The sequence below is a fragment of the Shewanella sp. SM69 genome (assembly GCF_025653985.1).
GTDB classification, from domain to species: Bacteria; Pseudomonadota; Gammaproteobacteria; order Enterobacterales; family Shewanellaceae; genus Shewanella; species Shewanella oncorhynchi.
Window position 1 is genome coordinate 51,046 of record NZ_JAKKRV010000020.1, and the last position, 16,644, is coordinate 67,689.

19 protein-coding genes and 1 pseudogene are annotated in these 16,644 nt (G+C 45.0%); 3 read left to right on the forward strand and 17 right to left on the reverse strand.

Going from position 1 to position 16,644, the window contains the following annotated elements; translation table 11 throughout:
* Positions 1-31: 31 nt before the first annotated feature.
* From L5M37_RS20705 to flgB, 12 genes and pseudogenes are all read right to left on the reverse strand, one after another.
* On the reverse strand, positions 32-1,045 hold the full coding sequence (locus L5M37_RS20705; RefSeq protein WP_263201738.1) for a hypothetical protein: 1,014 nt from the start codon (positions 1,043-1,045) through the stop codon (positions 32-34).
* A gap of 12 nt (positions 1,046-1,057) precedes the next feature.
* Positions 1,058-1,975: a flagellar hook-associated protein FlgL gene (gene flgL, locus L5M37_RS20710; protein ID WP_263201739.1), complete on the reverse strand. Its 918-nt coding sequence runs from the start codon at positions 1,973-1,975 to the stop codon at positions 1,058-1,060.
* An 11-nt stretch (positions 1,976-1,986) separates the two neighbouring features.
* On the reverse strand, positions 1,987-3,360 hold the full coding sequence (flgK, locus tag L5M37_RS20715; protein ID WP_113940818.1) for a flagellar hook-associated protein FlgK: 1,374 nt from the start codon (positions 3,358-3,360) through the stop codon (positions 1,987-1,989).
* The gene (locus tag L5M37_RS20720; RefSeq protein ID WP_113940819.1) at positions 3,357-3,764 is read right to left on the reverse strand and encodes a rod-binding protein; all 408 of its coding nucleotides are present in this window, start codon (positions 3,762-3,764) and stop codon (positions 3,357-3,359) included. The genes flgK and L5M37_RS20720 overlap by 4 nt, the downstream gene beginning before the upstream one ends.
* Positions 3,764-4,876, reverse strand: a complete 1,113-nt coding sequence (locus tag L5M37_RS20725) for a flagellar basal body P-ring protein FlgI (RefSeq protein WP_113940820.1) — start codon at positions 4,874-4,876, stop codon at positions 3,764-3,766. Before L5M37_RS20725 ends, L5M37_RS20720 begins: the two co-directional genes overlap by 1 nt.
* A gap of 14 nt (positions 4,877-4,890) precedes the next feature.
* A pseudogene (gene flgH / locus L5M37_RS20730) lies at positions 4,891-5,553 on the reverse strand (flagellar basal body L-ring protein FlgH).
* A 10-nt stretch (positions 5,554-5,563) separates the two neighbouring features.
* Positions 5,564-6,349 (reverse strand): flagellar basal-body rod protein FlgG, encoded by a 786-nt coding sequence (flgG, locus tag L5M37_RS20735; RefSeq protein ID WP_006083393.1) that lies wholly within the window; start codon positions 6,347-6,349, stop codon positions 5,564-5,566.
* An 11-nt stretch (positions 6,350-6,360) separates the two neighbouring features.
* The gene (locus tag L5M37_RS20740; RefSeq protein ID WP_263201740.1) at positions 6,361-7,095 is read right to left on the reverse strand and encodes a flagellar basal body rod protein FlgF; all 735 of its coding nucleotides are present in this window, start codon (positions 7,093-7,095) and stop codon (positions 6,361-6,363) included.
* A gap of 14 nt (positions 7,096-7,109) precedes the next feature.
* Complete coding sequence (gene flgE, locus L5M37_RS20745; protein WP_113940823.1) at positions 7,110-8,312, reverse strand: flagellar hook protein FlgE; 1,203 nt, start codon at positions 8,310-8,312, stop codon at positions 7,110-7,112.
* A 22-nt stretch (positions 8,313-8,334) separates the two neighbouring features.
* A complete protein-coding gene (locus L5M37_RS20750) occupies positions 8,335-8,997 on the reverse strand; it encodes a flagellar hook assembly protein FlgD (protein ID WP_263201741.1) in 663 nt (220 codons plus the stop codon).
* A gap of 2 nt (positions 8,998-8,999) precedes the next feature.
* Positions 9,000-9,416 (reverse strand): flagellar basal body rod protein FlgC, encoded by a 417-nt coding sequence (flgC, locus tag L5M37_RS20755; protein WP_113940825.1) that lies wholly within the window; start codon positions 9,414-9,416, stop codon positions 9,000-9,002.
* An 8-nt stretch (positions 9,417-9,424) separates the two neighbouring features.
* On the reverse strand, positions 9,425-9,775 hold the full coding sequence (flgB, locus tag L5M37_RS20760; protein WP_263201742.1) for a flagellar basal body rod protein FlgB: 351 nt from the start codon (positions 9,773-9,775) through the stop codon (positions 9,425-9,427).
* 96 nt (positions 9,776-9,871) lie between these two features.
* Here flgB and flgA point away from each other — a divergent pair, with 96 nt between their 5' ends.
* From flgA to L5M37_RS20775, 3 genes are all read left to right on the forward strand, one after another.
* A complete protein-coding gene (gene flgA / locus L5M37_RS20765) occupies positions 9,872-10,609 on the forward strand; it encodes a flagellar basal body P-ring formation chaperone FlgA (protein ID WP_131523391.1) in 738 nt (245 codons plus the stop codon).
* 100 nt (positions 10,610-10,709) lie between these two features.
* Positions 10,710-10,991, forward strand: a complete 282-nt coding sequence (gene flgM, locus L5M37_RS20770) for a flagellar biosynthesis anti-sigma factor FlgM (protein WP_113940828.1) — start codon at positions 10,710-10,712, stop codon at positions 10,989-10,991.
* Positions 10,984-11,439 carry a flagellar protein FlgN gene (locus L5M37_RS20775; protein ID WP_028761850.1) on the forward strand — a complete coding sequence of 152 codons (456 nt, stop codon included), beginning with the start codon at positions 10,984-10,986 and terminating at the stop codon, positions 11,437-11,439. The genes flgM and L5M37_RS20775 overlap by 8 nt, the downstream gene beginning before the upstream one ends.
* An 85-nt stretch (positions 11,440-11,524) precedes the next feature.
* Here L5M37_RS20775 and L5M37_RS20780 read toward each other — a convergent pair whose 3' ends face one another.
* From L5M37_RS20780 to fliF, 5 genes are read right to left on the reverse strand one after another with little or no spacing between them, the layout of a single operon-like run.
* Positions 11,525-11,950, reverse strand: coding sequence for a hypothetical protein (locus L5M37_RS20780; RefSeq protein ID WP_168825887.1), 426 nt, complete (start codon positions 11,948-11,950; stop codon positions 11,525-11,527).
* Positions 11,928-13,277, reverse strand: a complete 1,350-nt coding sequence (locus L5M37_RS20785) for a FliI/YscN family ATPase (RefSeq protein ID WP_263201743.1) — start codon at positions 13,275-13,277, stop codon at positions 11,928-11,930. The genes L5M37_RS20780 and L5M37_RS20785 overlap by 23 nt, the downstream gene beginning before the upstream one ends.
* Entirely contained in the window at positions 13,255-13,965 is a 711-nt protein-coding gene (gene fliH / locus L5M37_RS20790; RefSeq protein WP_263201744.1) for a flagellar assembly protein FliH, read from the reverse strand. The genes L5M37_RS20785 and fliH overlap by 23 nt, the downstream gene beginning before the upstream one ends.
* Positions 13,965-14,951 (reverse strand): flagellar motor switch protein FliG, encoded by a 987-nt coding sequence (locus L5M37_RS20795; RefSeq protein ID WP_251073491.1) that lies wholly within the window; start codon positions 14,949-14,951, stop codon positions 13,965-13,967. Before L5M37_RS20795 ends, fliH begins: the two co-directional genes overlap by 1 nt.
* A 16-nt stretch (positions 14,952-14,967) precedes the next feature.
* Positions 14,968-16,644, reverse strand: coding sequence for a flagellar basal-body MS-ring/collar protein FliF (gene fliF, locus L5M37_RS20800; protein WP_168825889.1), 1,677 nt, complete (start codon positions 16,642-16,644; stop codon positions 14,968-14,970).

Below are 16,644 nucleotides of genomic sequence, written 5' to 3' on the forward strand. Positions count from 1 at the left end.
AAATAATCACACTTAGGATTCGCTTCAAAAATTAGAGCAGCAGAGCGCTAACCTGTTCGCGGTTCGTATTTCCCTGCGCCATCAAAGATGTTACTTGATAGGCAAAAGGATAGGGTTGCATAAATTTATGCAAATGCTGGAGTTCAAATTTGGGCTGACTAGATGCGGTCAATTGCTTAACCTTCACCAGTAGTAAACGGTGGGATGCTTTAATATCATCAATTTGCACTGTGACTTTTTTATCTACCTTTGACACTTTAGCCAATGTCACTTTTAACTTTTCAGTATCCGTAAAATTCCATTCACGGGGATCCTGCCAACTAAATTTCTCTTCTAATGGTATATTCCTCGGCTCACCCGCAGGCAACCTTTGCCCTTCGCCGACCATTAAAATCCCCCCATTGAGCTTCATCCAAGTCTCATGCGGTGCTGTAAACACTGTGTCATTGGTCGATAAGCGGTCGATACTTATCCCAATCGAAGCTAAAACAGGCTCTATGATATCTTGTAGCTCTAAGCGATTTTTATTGGCAGGTAAAAGCAAATGTAATGTTTGCTTCTCAGTAAAAAGCGTAATCCGCTCATCACGGTTCTTAGGTGATGTGAGATCAACTCGTCGGAACCTAAAAAAATGTAATGCCGCAGGCTGGGATGCTGAAATCAAATTCAAGTGATGATCGAGTAAACGCTTTCCTTGGTAATAAGGCCTAATCTCGATTAATTGTCTTCGACACTCCTCCGCTTTATGTAATGCATCTTCAACAACGGTGTTTTTACTGAACAAGCAGGTTTGTAGCTGTTTGTTCAGTTGACCTAGGATACTCTTGGCAGAAATCAAGCTCTGTAACACCACTTGCGATGCACTAATATTATGTTGCTCTTGAGTCACCTTGGCCCAACGTCCATAGGCTTCCAATCTATGCTTAGGTATGGGCCTCGCTTTCGGTGCACTGCGGGGCACACCTGATATCGGAGCAACATAATGAGACGTTACCGTCTGACTTTGACGTAACTGACTAAGTGACTCACCTATCCCTTTGATCATTTAACTCATTACCTACATATGATTGAAAAGGGACAGCTGGCTTATCTGTACAAAAGTTTGCTGGGTAATTTTTAATGCGGTTAATTTGACATTGAACTCGGCAGTGGCAGCGGCATAATCGAGCTCCTGCGTTTCACCTATCACTTGTTTACTAAACAACACCATTTCTTCATGGGAGCTTTTAACTAACGCGAGATTATTTTGCTTGCCACCGAAATCGGTAATAGCTGCACCTATGCTATCTAAGGTTTCACTTAACGCTGTTTGTATTCCACTCGCGGCCGCACTAAAAGCAGGATCGCTTGGTGATAAGCTTGGATCATTTAATACGTTAATGTAGTCCATTGCTTGATTCAAAATATCTTGACCAGCATTGGAGAACAAGACTTTTTCGGCGGTGACATTAGCCGTAGTCCATGAAGAGCTAGACGTTTGTACCGTTCTCTCGCTAGCATCACCTTGGTAGACGTATCGCCCAGCCGCATCCTTAACTACCGCAGCTTTCTCAATCGCATTACCGGAAAAGAGATAATTACCCGACTCATCGGTAGCGTTAATATTGTCCACTAACCCCTTTAAGAGTTCTTCCATTTCAGAAGCATAGGATGCTCTGTCCTCTTTCGAGAGATTCGAGCTATTAGTCGCAATACTGATTTCTTTCATCCGCTGCAGCGTCTCAACCATGCTGGATAAATAGGTTTCAGCACGGCTCATATTGGTACTTAAGGAATCGATATTTTTAACATATTGCTGTACTAGTGCTAAATCGCGCTGATTATCCATCACCCGAACAACACCAATAGGATCATCCGAAGGCGATAGTATTGAAACACCTTTAGAGAGCATTTGATTCAAACGTGCCACATCATAGGTCGTGTTCTGCAAACTGTTTAAATTGTTAGTGTATAAATTTTGCATTGTTACACGCATGAATAAAGTCCTTAAAAGCTACTAAGCATAGTTTGAAACAGTTGATCTGCGGTGGAAATCACCTTCGCATTCGCCATATATGACTGCTGATAGATGATCAAATTAATCCCTTCTTCATCGGGATTTACACCACTGGTACTCGCCCATTGGGACTGCGCATCTTTTTGCAAATCTACACTGGTTTTAGCAAATGAAATCGCTTGGCGAGAAGCAGAACCTAACTGGCCAACCTTGCTGGAGAAGGATTCAGCTAAGCTTGTATTACTGCCAAGGCTAGTAAAACTCAGTTCTTTATTCGCAAGCTGTACTAAAGCTTTTAAATTTGCGTTATCGCCTTGGGTGCCATCTTTACCAAAGGCAAGTTTATCAGGCGTAAAACCTGCCGTTAGAGATAAGCTTCCTCCTGGGTTATTAGCTTGATAAGTAAATAAATCCTGTGACGGTGTCGCACCATTTAAGTCAGTGCCTGAAGCAAGAATAGAATTAAACTCAGTCGCTAACATGACCGCTAATTCATCTATGTACTGTTGCGAATCCGCAAGCTGCACATCACGGTACGTAAGCAAGGCACCTAAACTGCCACCAGCGGTTTCATCAACATTAAACTGGCTAGCACCAAATTGGATAGTCACCAAATCGTTCTTAGGATTGGTAGGATCGGGATTACTCGTTAACTTAGCAGCAGTATTTCCCGTCAATAGCGGCTCACCTCGGGCCAGCGAGATATTGACCATGCCTTGGCTATCTTCAACAACCCGAATATCTAAAATCGCAGCTAAGTCATCAATTGCAGCATCTCGACTATCTTGCAGTGCAGGGGGAATAGTTCCTGTCACACTCGCCGCCTGAATGTCGCGGTTGAAACTGGCAATAATATTTAGTTGTGAGTTGATCTCTTTTACGGATGAACCAAGCTGTCCATTGATCTGATTACGTTGCGAATCAATATTGTCGTTGATTGCATTCACTCTTTGGGCAACGGCTTTAGCCTCATTAAGTACACCTTGTCGGTAGGCAATGAGATTAGGTTGTTCCATAGATGAATTGAGGGCTGCGAATAATTGATCTAGGCCTTTGGAGATATTATTCCCTTCGGCACCAAATACTTGTTCAGCCTGACGCAAATAACTACTTTGCACTTTAGAAAAACCAACAGCACTCGTGGTTTGCCATAACTGCGCGACTTCGTATTGATCAGAGATCCGTCTAACACCATCAACAAACACGCCCGCGCCGGAGCCATAAGCACCGCCACCAACCGAACTTAACATCACCTGCTGACGTGAATAGCCTGCAACCATAGCATTAGCAACGTTATTTGAGGTTGCATTCAATGCGGCCATGCTTGCCAATAAGCCAGACTTACCAATGTTCAACATGCTCATTTAAAATCCTTCACAACGGGCCGCATAATAAGTGCAGGCTGCATCGCTGTTGTTGTCATCTGTTGAGGATCAAAGGCGACCGGATCTTTCTCAGACTGAAATGAACGTGATAGCTGCTTAGTCATCACGTCAGCCAAGCCCATACCATTGACTTGGCTTAAACGACTGGCCAATTCCGCATCATGTAAATCTTGATAAAGGCCATTATTGCTTTTGGAGGTTAAAGGATTATCTTCATCGGCCATAGCATCGGTGGCTGAGCGCATTTGCTTAAGTACCGTTTGCAGGAACTGCGCCTCAAATTGTTGACTGACTAATTTAAGTGCACCTTGCTCGCCATTCGCCTTAATCAAATCATCGGCATTCAGCTTATTTAAGTAACCGCCCGTATTTTCAACTTTCATTAAATCACCACCAAATCAGCTTCTAAAGAGCCCGCTTCCGCCAAAGCTTCTAGAATTGCCATCAAGTCCATTGGTGTCGCACCTAAGCTATTTACGGCACGCACGATTTCTTCAATTGCCGTGCCCTCGGGCCAAACAAACATACGTTTGTTACCTTGCTCGACTAATACTTGGCTATCATTCGTCACCACGGTTTCCCCTGCGGCATTACCAAGATAAGCGCCATTAGGCTGGCTCACGTTTTCCCGTTCAACAATAGTCACTGTCAGATTGCCATGGCTCACAGCGGCTTTACGAACCACAACATCTCCCCCTAATACCACTGTGCCAGTACGACTATTAAACACGATTCGAGGTGAACGTCTGCCTTGGTCAATCTTGAGTTCTTCAAGCATTGACATAAAAGTCACACGCTCTCGATTCGACTTAGGCGCGTGTATCAGAACCTTGGCATGATCTTGCGCACGTGCAACATCGGGTCCAAATAGTTCGTTAACAGCCCGTTCGATATTTCGGGCAGTTTTAAAGTTGGGATCCTTAAGGTTTAATATAATGTCTTCATTATCACTAAAGTTACTTTTGATTGGCGCCTCAAGTAAGGCACCATTGGGGATAGTGCCAACAGTTGGCACATTCACAGTCACAGATGATCCATTACGACCAGCGGCAGAAATACCGCCAACAACTAAGTTGCCCTGCGCTACCGCGTAAACCTCACCATCGACAGCCCTAAGAGGCGTCATTAATAAGGTTCCGCCCTGAAGACTTTTTGCATCACCAAGGGATGAAACCGTCACATCTAAGGATTGTCCTGGGCTCGCCAGAGAAGTAATAGTCGCATGCACAGCAACGGCGGCGACGTTCTTTAACTTAGGATCGGTTTTATCATCAATCTGTACACCAAACTGCTTAAGCATATTGACGACAGATTGACTGGTAAATTTAACTTGAGAGCGGTCACCCGTCCCATTTAACCCGACGACTAAGCCATAACCCACGAGTTGGTTATCACGCAGACCTTGCACATCGACAATATCCATCAAGTAGCGGCTTTGCTCTTCCGCTTGCAGTGTACCAGTAGCCAAAAGTAACAATAATAAACAACGTAGCATCAAAATATCCTTTGCTAGAGCGGGAACCATGGACTATTGAAATAGCGAGAAGCCCATCCCATAGCATTACTGTCAGCAATAGCGCCTTGACCACCATAGATAATTCGGGCATCGGCAATACGTTGCGACGATATCGTATTGTCATTACCTATATCATCAGCACGTATAATGCCAAGTAAGCGTAAATACTCATCGCCCTGATTCAATCGCAGTCATTTTTCACCACGGATCAACAAGGTACCATTAGGTAAAACCTTAGAAACAGTCACAGTGATTGAACCTGATAACTGGTTTTGCTGTGTACTTGAGCCTGCACCATTAAACCCTCTCGAAAAAGAGGCCTTACCGTCAGCATTGGCCGTTTTATCACCAATATTGCCCGCAAGTCCCATACCCATATCTTGTTCTTTGTTGGTCTTGGTATCCGCTTTCTTACTCGAATAGGTTTTTTCATCTAACGCGACGGTTAAAATATCGCCCTCACGGAAAGCACGTTTATCCTTAAAAAGTGTCAACATGAAACCGGGACGATAAAGACTGCCATCCTTTGCATCTGGCAGGCTGTAGTCAATCTCAGGCGGTGCCCACTCTTTAGTGCCAGGTTTAGTCTCCTTATCTGGAATATGCGACATACAACCCGATAACAGTGCAAACCATAAAAACCATAACCAACGCATGATTGCCTCTCTAAACCGATTGATTGAGGAACTTGAGCATATCGTCTGAGGCTGACACAACTTTGGCATTCATCTCATATGCTCTCTGCGTGGAAATCATTTCGACCATTTCCTCCACCACGTTGACGTTTGCGCCCTCTAGCGCCCCCTGTCTTAAAGCACCTAAAGCTTGATCACCCGCCACACCTTCAACCGCCACACCCGATGCAGCAGTTTCACGGTAAAGGTTGTCACCTCGAGCTTCTAACCCTGCTGGATTAGTAAAGTTAACAAGCGTGATTTGACCTAAATCTTGAGGTTCAGCTTCACCCGCCATTTTCGCTGTGACTACACCATCGTTAGCAATGGTAACGGTTAGCGCATCTTCAGGGATCACGATATTGGGCACTAAAGGTAAACCTTGTGACGTGACCATCATGCCTTCGCTGCTGCGATAAAACTGACCGTCACGGGTATAAGCAAGATCGCCATTTGGCTCTTCTACTTGGAAAAAACCATGACCTTCGATCGCTAAATCCAACTGCTGACTGGTATTTTGCATATCCCCAGTAGTGAATATTTTTTGAGTACCAACGACTCTCGTTCCTGCACCTAATTGCAGACCCGATGGCAGATTATTCAGTGCATCAACCTGTCCACCTGGCTGACGTTGAACCTGATAAAACAGATCATTAAACGCAACACGGTCACGCTTAAAACCAGTGGTATTCACGTTTGCCAAGTTGTTGGCAATCGCAGTCATTTTCGTATCTTGTGCTGTTAGGCCGGTTTTACTTACCCATAACGCTGATTGCATACCAATAATCCTTAAATATTGCCCAGCAGACGATTACCAGCCTCGGCCAGCTTTTCTGCACTTTTCATTAACTTAACTTGAATCTCAAATTGACGACTCAAATCCATAGATGCAATAAGCTCTGACACGGCCTGCACGTTACTCGACTCAAGGAAGCCACTATCCACTAACACACCTTCATCTTGTGGCACTGCTTGGCCATCACGACGATAGAGCAACCCATCTTGCCCCTTTTGCATTAAGGCAAAGTCAGGATTCACTAGCTTTAATCGGCCCACTTCCTCAATGATCCCGCCTTCGGAGGGTAAAACACTGACTGTGCCGTCTTCACCCACAAAGACATCTTTATGCTCAGGCAGCGCTATCGGCCCATCAACACCTAATACAGGTCGGCCATCGATAGTCAGTTGCCCCTCGGCATTTGTCTCGATTGCGCCCGAACGGGTATAAGCTTCTGCACCGTCAACAGCCACACTGAACAAGCCACGATCGCGGATCGCTAAATCCAATGAACGGCCCGTAGGATTGATCACCCCACTTTGCTGGCTAAAACCACTACTCTCAGTCTGTGCCATAACCCTTGTGTTCAAACTATTACCTTGAACAGCTAAAGGCACTGCATTAACGCGCTCAAGGTCGGCTTTAAATCCTGCAGTTTCAGCGTTAGCCAAGTTATTCGCGCGAATACTTTGCGCCTCAAGAATACGAACTGCACCACTGGCGGCGGTATAAAGCATCTTCTCCATGTCAGTGTCTCTTCTTAAATGGCATTAAGTAATGCTTGTTGCATAGTCGAGTTCACATCAAGAACTTTGGCGTTGGACTGATAGTTACGCTGAGCCGACATGAGGTTAACCATTTCAGCAGTGGTATCCACATTCGAGCCCTCTAAATACCCCCCAGTTACAGTGCCCATAGTGCCTGTAGATGGCGCCCCCATAATCGCTTGCCCAGCGGTATTTGTAGCCACCCAAGCATTGTTACTCACGGCAGATAAACCATTGGGATTACTAAAGTTTGCGAGGACGACCTGACCCTGTAATTGATCTTGGCCGTTAGTATAAGTGCCATACAACATACCATTGTCATCCAGACGCACACCTTTCAATTCACCCGAGGTGTAACCGTCTTGAGATAAGCTGGAGTTGTTATATTTGGCGGCATACTGAGTGCTTTTATCAAAATTGATATCAAATTTAAGCGGTGATGCCCCATTACCCAATGTAAGGTCGAAGGTATCCTTTGTCGTAGTTGGATCTAAAATGCCTTTTGAATCAAATTTTAATGTTGTTTGGTCTGGCAGAAGAGTCCCATCCAAGGTGTAATTAACCGTCCACTCATTCGGCGCTGTTTTTACATAATACTGAGTCACCACATGCTCAGTACCCAAAGAGTCGTAGACACTGGTGGTACCAATAGAGTGATAACTATCAATATTTTTAGGATCAAATGGCACGGCTGGGACAGCTGGAGGAATAACATCGACTCTCGCATCGAGATTTGAAACCATGCTGACATTCGTTGTGGCTTTGGCCGCTAAAGAAGCCGTTTGTACCTGTAAATCACCCGCATTACCTGTTTGCAATCTTCCCGTCGCATTCACAGAATATCCCTGTAAACGATTACCGACTGGATCGGTTATAAAGCCTTGATTGTCCTTATGGAACATCCCTGCTCTAGCATACATGGCGCCGCCATCATTCCCCTTGAGAACAAAAAAGCCTTCGCCTTGGATCCCCATATCAAGCTGACGACCGGTATAAGTTAAGCTGCCACCTTTAGAGAAGTTTTGGCTCGTTGACATCACGCCAACGCCACCCGCCTGACCACCATTATAAATGGATGCAAATTCACTACGGCCACCGCGAAACCCACTCGTCGATGCGTTAGCAATGTTATTACTGATAGTGTTGAGGTCTTGAGTCGTCGCCTGTAAACCACTTAAAGCTATGTTAAATGACATCTTAATATCCTATAAAAATAATTTACGAAACTTCAGAAATATTGAGCACAGAAACAACACCAACACCATGGCCCATTTCAGCCATCATCATGCCGGATGCACTGGAGAAATGGATTCTCTCAATCGGTGCCTTAATATACGTTGGCGCAACTAAACTATTTTCACCTAGTGTCGCCTTAGCTTTGATTTCATATTGGCCTGCAGGCAACCCCAGCTCAGCAGGATCGATAGAGAACCGAACATCACCAACATCCTGAGCACCGAGTTGAATAGTGCTAACGACCTGACCTTGTGCATCGATAATTTCAAGATCTAAGCCTTCAGCTGCATTCTCTAAATACACTTTGCCTTCAACCGCTTCACCATCGAGCTGAAACTCAGACACAGGCACCATGGCATTCTTACCAATCAAAGATGCCGACTGTACTATGCCCAAATTTTCCATCATGACCATTTGGCTTGATTGATTCTTCCGCATACCCTCTAAACTTTCGACCTGCGAAAACTGCGCTAATTGAGAGATATACTCAGCACTGTTAAGCGGTTTAGTGGGATCTTGATTCTTGATTTGCGCGATCATTAAGGTCATAAATTCATTCTTTAATGACGCAGCATCATTCCCTGGTGCCGCTAATGCACCTGCAGGATTCTGAATCGAGTTGTTACCAGAGCGAGCCAATTCCATTGCTATTTATTCCCTAGTTGCAATAAACCTTGCTGCATAGAACGCGCACGATTCATGATTTCAACACTGGTTTCAAATGAACGACTTGCCGCCATCATGTCAGCCATTTCTTCAATCGTGTTCACATTAGAGTAAGCAACATAGCCTTGTTCATTGGCAAAGGGATGATTCGGCTCATAACGCATATCCAATGGGGCATCCGCTTGGACTATGTCACTCACTTCAATCGAAGCACCAATCGCACCTTGTTGAGTCGCATCGTAAATAGTCGCAAATACGGGTTTTAATGCTCGATAGGCCGACTCAGGGTTTTCGGCGGCAGTTCCAGCGTTAGCTAAGTTACTCGCGACCGTATTTAAACGTATGGTCTGAGCATTCATGCCAGCACCCGCTATTTGATAAATATCGCCAAATGACATACAGGCTCCTAACGACCTTCAATAGCAGACTTTAGACCGGCTATTTTCATGTTTAAAAATGTCAAACTCGTTTGATAATCCATCGCATTCTGTGAATATCTTGCCTGTTCCTTACCGAGTTCCACGGTATTATCATCGGCAGAATTTTGATAAGGCATGCGATAAGCGAGGCTGTACTCTTGATTCATCTGCATGCCTGCTTCAACTTGCTTCATGGCCGCTTTGAAATCCAAATCTCTCGCTTTGTACCCCGGAGTTTCGGCATTGATTAAATTACTCGCTAATACCTTGCTTCTCTCCACTCTAAAATCGAGTATCTGAGGATGTATTCCTAATGCTTTATCAAGGTTGATAGCCATCTCAACTCCTAGTACTGTATGCGTAATTAATTTAGATGGTCGAGCAGCTTACAATTAGCATGCCAATATACTTATCCATATAAAACAGTTGGTTAAATGAAATCGCTATTGATATACGGAAAGTTCTTTTCCCTCACTTTCTTACTGAGCATAGGGTTACTTCCGCTCAATGTGCACGCGAAAGGGAAGATCACGGCGACAGAACAAATATCTCAGCAAATGACAAACTCCGTAGCCGCAGAGATAGCTAAGTGGCAACAATCGCAAGAGATAAAAAAAGTCAGCAAAAAAATCACACTGCACATTCCTTCCAGCACAGCCAAGCTAAAAACGTGTAGCACGGCGCTCCAAGTCGAGGCTGCTAAAGGGCTCCCATTCGGTCGGATCCAACGAAAAATAAGCTGTGCCTCTGAAGGCTGGTCACTCTATGTTCGGGCCAAGGTTGCTCTCAGCGCCTACATTCCTGTTGCCAACAAAACGCTTAAGAGAGATGAAGTTGTCACATCAGAAAATCTACAATGGCAAATGCTGCCCTTAACTGCGTCAGATCAAGACATTATTACTGATGAAAAACACATTTTAGGGCAAGCGGTTGCCAGAAAAATAATCAAAAACAAACCCATAAGAGCAAGCAATTTAAGTGCACCAGAACTCGTGAGCATAGGAGATGAAGTGATTATTGAAGCAGTCAGTGCCACCTTTTATGCCAATATGATTGGGATTGCTATGGATGCGGGTAAACAAGGTGATGCCATTAGAGTGAGGAATAGTAGTTCAGGGAAAATCATTACCGCTTACCCCATAGCTAAGGGGAGAGTTGAAACCCGTTTTTAACATTTAAGCCACCTTAGAATAAATTTAAAAATTTATTTTAGATTTATCCTATTTAGGTCGCCTATATCTAATATCTAGCCATTTATGACGATGAACATCTATGGAAATTAATAAAATTAGCAGTGCCTTGAGCACTGAGTTCAGCACGAGTAAGAGCGCTAATACGCCCAGAAAGCCCGTTGAATCAGAAAATCTATCAACGCCAACACGACAAGATATTAGTCACGACTGGCAATTGTTAGAACAAACCCAGAAAGAGTTACATACCATCTCCGACGTTGACACAGATAAAGTTGCTGCTATACGTCAGGCTTTAAGTAATGGCAGCTTTGAGCTGAGCTTAGATAAAATTGCAGATAAGATATTGATACAGCATGGATAATAGTCAAGTAAATAAACGCGAACTTGTTCAAAGTTTAATTCGCGATATTCGTCAAGATCTTGAGGGATATAGTCAATTAAAATCAATGCTTAAGCACCAACGTGAATTAATGCAACGCAGGGATAATGATGCGCTCTTAGCCCATAACGAGCGTCAAACTGCACTGTGTAACAAGTTGGCTTTGAGAGCCAAACAGCGAAGCGAAAATCTCGCGACACTAGGTTTTAATAGTGACAATAGTGGCATGAGACGCTTAATCACGGCGCTACCTGATCACCTAAGACCGCAAATAAAAATGTCATGGGACAACTTGCAGCTGTTAGTTAAAGATAGCCAAACAGCCAATGAAACCAACGGCAGATTGCTCGTAATACAGCAAGAAACGATTAACCGTATCCTGAATCAAGATGGCCAACACCATGAAATTGATTACGGTGCCAAACGCTAATCAAACTGAATTATTGAGAGTTACCAAAGCCCTCGCTAATGGGACATAGTTTAAAAGGTGGCTCTCAGCTGTAATGACACAGCGCTTATTGGCCTTTATTCTTGTAATAGAAACCCGCCATATCATCAACAACAGCCTGTTCACGGCGCGCCACTTGTGCTTGCTCTTGTATATGTGTTTGTTTTTCAAGCCACTTCAAACCTTGCTGACGCCCTAATTGCTTACGCCATAGGCGATCAATACGCAGCTGTTCCTGTTGTAGAAAGACCTCCTTTTGAGCTAACTTCACCCGCATAGGCTCTAACACTTGTGCCATACTTGCGGAATTTTGCCAGAGCAAAACATTTGAGCCCTCTTTCGCACCACGATAAGTCAATATCATTTGGGCTAAGGCTTGATTTTGTTGTTGATTTAGTTGAACGCTTAGGCTGGAATCATCGCGTTTTTGCCCTAACTGCGCTAATTTCTTTTCAGCTTGAACACGTAACTTAGAGAGATGACGCTGGCTCATATCCCATAACTCCCATCAACTGTTCCAATTGCACTAAACTTTCAGCCAGATTGACTTTACTGTGTGTGGTCTGGCGTAAAAATCGTGCCATTTCTGGATACACTCGCACAGCAAGATCCATTTCTGGATCTTGGCCCGCTTGGTAGCCACCTAAAGGTAATAAGTCTCTGACCTCATTGTAACGACTCAAAAGATGTCTAAAGATCTGACTCTGTTCAATACTGCTAGAGGTCGCTATGTGCATGGCTAAGCGACTCACAGACGCATTAAGATCAATCGCAGGGAAATGTCCTTGCTCGGCTAATTTACGACTTAGCACTATATGGCCATCTAAAATGGCTCTCGCTGCATCTGCAACGGGATCCTGCTGATCATCGCCCTCGGCCAATACGGTATAAAACGCGGTTAGCGTTCCCGTCGGATGCTCACCATTGCCCGCCATTTCCACCAATCTAGGTAACTGTGCAAATGCCGATGGCGGATAGCCTTTAGTTGCTGGAGGCTCACCTAAACTCAAGGCGATTTCACGCTGTGCCTGAGCATAACGAGTCAATGAGTCGACTAATAGCAACACTTGCTTACCTTGATCTCTAAAAGCACAGGCAATGGAGTGGGATAACCGCATTGCACGTAATCGCATGAGCGGTGTGGTATCTGCAGGGGCAGCAATAATCACAGCCCGTTTACGCCCTTCTTCACCGAGTGTTTCTTCAATAAACTCCCTGACCTCACGGCCACGCTCCCCAATTAAGCCAACCACCACGACATCTGCTTCAGTAAAACGAGTCATCATGCCTAATAACACACTCTTACCCACACCCGAGCCCGCAAAGAGCCCGAGTCGCTGGCCTCTACCAATGGGCAACAAACTATTGATGGCGCGAATACCGACATCTAGCGGCTGCCGAATAGGCTGGCGCAGCAAAGGATTGTAACTCGTGTGAGATTGCGGGACTTGTGAAACACTGGTTAAATCGCCCAGTAAGTCGAGTGGTTGTCCAAGTCCATCAAGCACCCTGCCAAGCAAACCATCACCAATAGCAATTGTTTGCTCATCCGTAATAGGCAGCACTCTGGCACCTGGCATCAAGCCCTGTGTAGGCTCAATCGGCATAAGGCACAATACGTCCCGATGAAAGCCAACGACTTCAGCCTCAATTAAACGACCATTTCGCCCTTCAATCTGGCAACGATCCCCCATGCCAAGCTGACAGCCAACAGCCTCAAGCAATAGACCATTGACTCGAATAAGACGTCCATAAACCCTTGCAACTGGAACCTGAGGCCAATCGTCATGAAATACATCAGACTCCAATCTCAGCCTCATTCAACTTGGTTTCAACCTGCTTCATGCAAGCATCGAGTCGTGTCTCGACTGAAGCATCTGCATCGGATTTATCACTCACAATTCGACAACTGCCCGCTGAAATACTGCTATCAGCGATGAGATTCCAGCCACGGATTTTATCTTCCGAGAGCTCTTTTAATTTAGTCACGGCACTCGGCTCTAAATGGATTTTGATATCCGCTTGATCATCGGGCAACGCACTCAAGGTTTCTTCAACGAGTTTAAGTATTTGTTGTGGCTGCAGGGTTAGCTCGCAGCGGATCACTTGTTGTGACACTCGGCGTACTAATTCAAGGATCAAATTTTGCAGTTCACGAACCTGCTTTGCATGACCGTCTTCGAGTAGTTCTCTCAAGGCACCTAGCGGTACGAGTAAACTGTTGAGCTGCTCATCGATGGATGCTCTACCCGCTGACTGCCCATCTAACCGACCTTGATGAAAACCAGCTGCATGTCCAGCAATACGTCCTTCTTCTATGCCAGCCTCATAACCCGCACTCTTACCTTGAATAACACCTTCGTCATAACCCTCATCGAATGCTTGTTGATAACTTTGAAAATCACTGCCCGCATCGGAATTTGATTCAACCGCATCGTGTAATGCAGGAAAACGATAACGACGAGCGAGATTGGTATTTAGACGCCAACGAGAATGCTTGTTTTCCATTAAACAACGACCTGTTCTTCAAATAGCTGCAATTCAATTTCACCTTCTTGCATTAATTGCTTCGCCAGTTCCATTATCTCTTTACGCGCCCCACTCGCTCGGCTAACAGGTACACCTCCTAACGCTTCTATTTGTGTTTCAATCGCTGACGACATACGTTTAGGCAAGGCATTGAGCAAGGCATCTTTTAATTCAAAATCAATGCCTTTTAATGCTAACGATAAGGTTTCAGAAGGTACTTGTCCTAATAAGGTCTGCAACGTTTCTTGCTTTTGTCGCCCAAGAATAATGAAGTCAAACATATTATCGGTGACATCGATCGCCATCTGCTTATCATGGAGTTTGATCATTTCCATCAGTTGTTCTCTATCGCCTTCGAAGCGATTGAGGATATCAGCAACCTGTTTGACACCCGCCACTTGCGTGTGACTTTTCTCCATTGCCATCAACATACAACGCTCAACCAGTTCTCGCAGTTCCTCAACAACGTTACGATCCAATTCGCCAAGTTGCGCGATACGAACGAGCACCTCATCTTGGCTATCAGTGGGCAACATTTTCAGAATTTTAGCGGCACTTTCTGGTGGTAATAATCCCAACAATACCGCTTGCAACTGGCAGTGCTCATGGGTGATTTCACGGGCAAGTAATTGTGGGTCAACCCATTCGAGACGCTTAACGAGCACTTTAATCTCATCACCATAAATACTATCGATAAGACTTTTAGAGACTCTGTCTCCCAAAGCGATATCGAGCGTCTTTTGCAAATAGGACCGTGAGGCTCTAGCGATACCCGATTGTTCTTTATAGCGTTGGAAAAAACGGCTGAGTACTGCCTCTGCTTCTTGCTGGGTAATACTCGATAACCGCGCCATTTTATGGCTTAAGTGTTGCACATCGTTACGATCCAAATGTGCCATGACCATGGCAGCACCTTCTTCTCCCATACTCAGTAATAACATGGCCGCTTGGGCGTAATTGTCCATCTTAATTTCGATTGAATTATTCACCGTCTTTATCGCCTATCCAATGAGCTATCACTTCTGCAACACGCGCGGGTTCTTTGTTTGCGAGCAAGGCTAAATGCTCCATTTTAACGGTCAAAGGTGAGCCGGGCTCGGGTAAACCCTGACTGCCTAGCCAGTCGGCACTCGGTAACTGATGTGCTTGATTTGGTAAAGTTTCGGCGGAATGCCCATCGAGTGCAGCAGCGGAAGCGGCACTTAATGCAACGGGCTCAATTCTAGGCGCAGTAATTTGAGCGGTTCGGGTCAAGTGCTTAACCAGCGGCCTTAATACGAACAAAATAAGTCCAAAGCCAAGGATGCCGCCTATGATGTAGCGTAAATAAGCTTGGTAATTTTCTGATTGCCACCAAGGTGACGGCGTAAATTCGGCAGTAACGGTTGGGGTAAACTCAAAGGCATTGATGGTAAAACTATCACCTCTCGCCGCCGAAAAACCGATGGCATCCTTAACCATATTGCCAAACTTAACCAGTTGGGCCTCTTCATTAAATGCTCCTTGACCCGTAGCACTATTAATAAGCACTGAAACTGAGAGGTTTTCGAGCTGCATTTGTTGATAACGAACATGACGCACAGAACGACCAACGTCATATTGACGACTTTCTTCCTGCTTCAAATTACGGGTCTTATCATTCGTCGCCTCTTTGCCTGCTTGGGGTGGCTTATTACTTAAAGCTCCGGGAATTCCCGCGGCAATACTATTACTTGAATCATCGACACTAGTACGCTCTTGAGTCACGACATTTTGCGGATCGAGTGACTCCTTAGTTTCTTCCACCTGATTGAAGTTTACTTTTGCAGTCACCCGCACTTGGAAATTATCTTGACCAAGCACAGGCTCGAGCATAGAGGCGGCATTAGCCACTAAGCTATTCTCAAGTTCACGCGTGTACTGTAACTGCTTGTTTCTAGACTGGCTAAGGTCTTGATTGCCTGAAATGTTCTCACTTAAATATCGACCATCTTGATCGACAACTTTGATATTACTGGCCGTTAGTCCAGTCACACTGCCAGCAACCAAATTAACAATAGCCTCAACTTGTGTTTCAGAGAGTCGAGTATTCGGGTCTAGCTGTAGCATGACGGAAGCCGTCGGCAGTTCAGGCTCCTGGCGGATAAACAGAGTTTGTTTAGGTATCGCCAAATGAACTCTTGCGGCACGGACCGACTTTAACGACATGATAGTGCGAGCTAATTCACCTTCTAAACTATGGCGATACTTAGCTTGTTCCATAAATTGGCTCGTACCGAGCGCGGTATTGTCGAGTGCCTCCATACCCGAAGGTACTTTCGCTTTTACCCCTTTTGCGGCCAAAAGCATACGCGCATTACCGACTTGCTCTTCTGCAACGAGGACTGCCCCAGTATTAGCCTCGAGGCGATAATCAATGCCTTCTGCATCCAAGACATTTAACACTTGAGAAGTATCGACATTTTCTTGGCTGCCATATAAAGGTCGATACCCTGCAGTAGCAGTCCATAACATCAACACTATGACACTGGCGACAACCACCGCAAGTAAAGCTAAGGCGATAACCTGACGATCACCACGGTTAAAACGATGCCATTTTTGGGTCATGCCAGCAATGAATCCTGACGAAGATTCAGTCCCGGTAATATCCTGACCTGATTGAACAAAAGTGGTAGACAT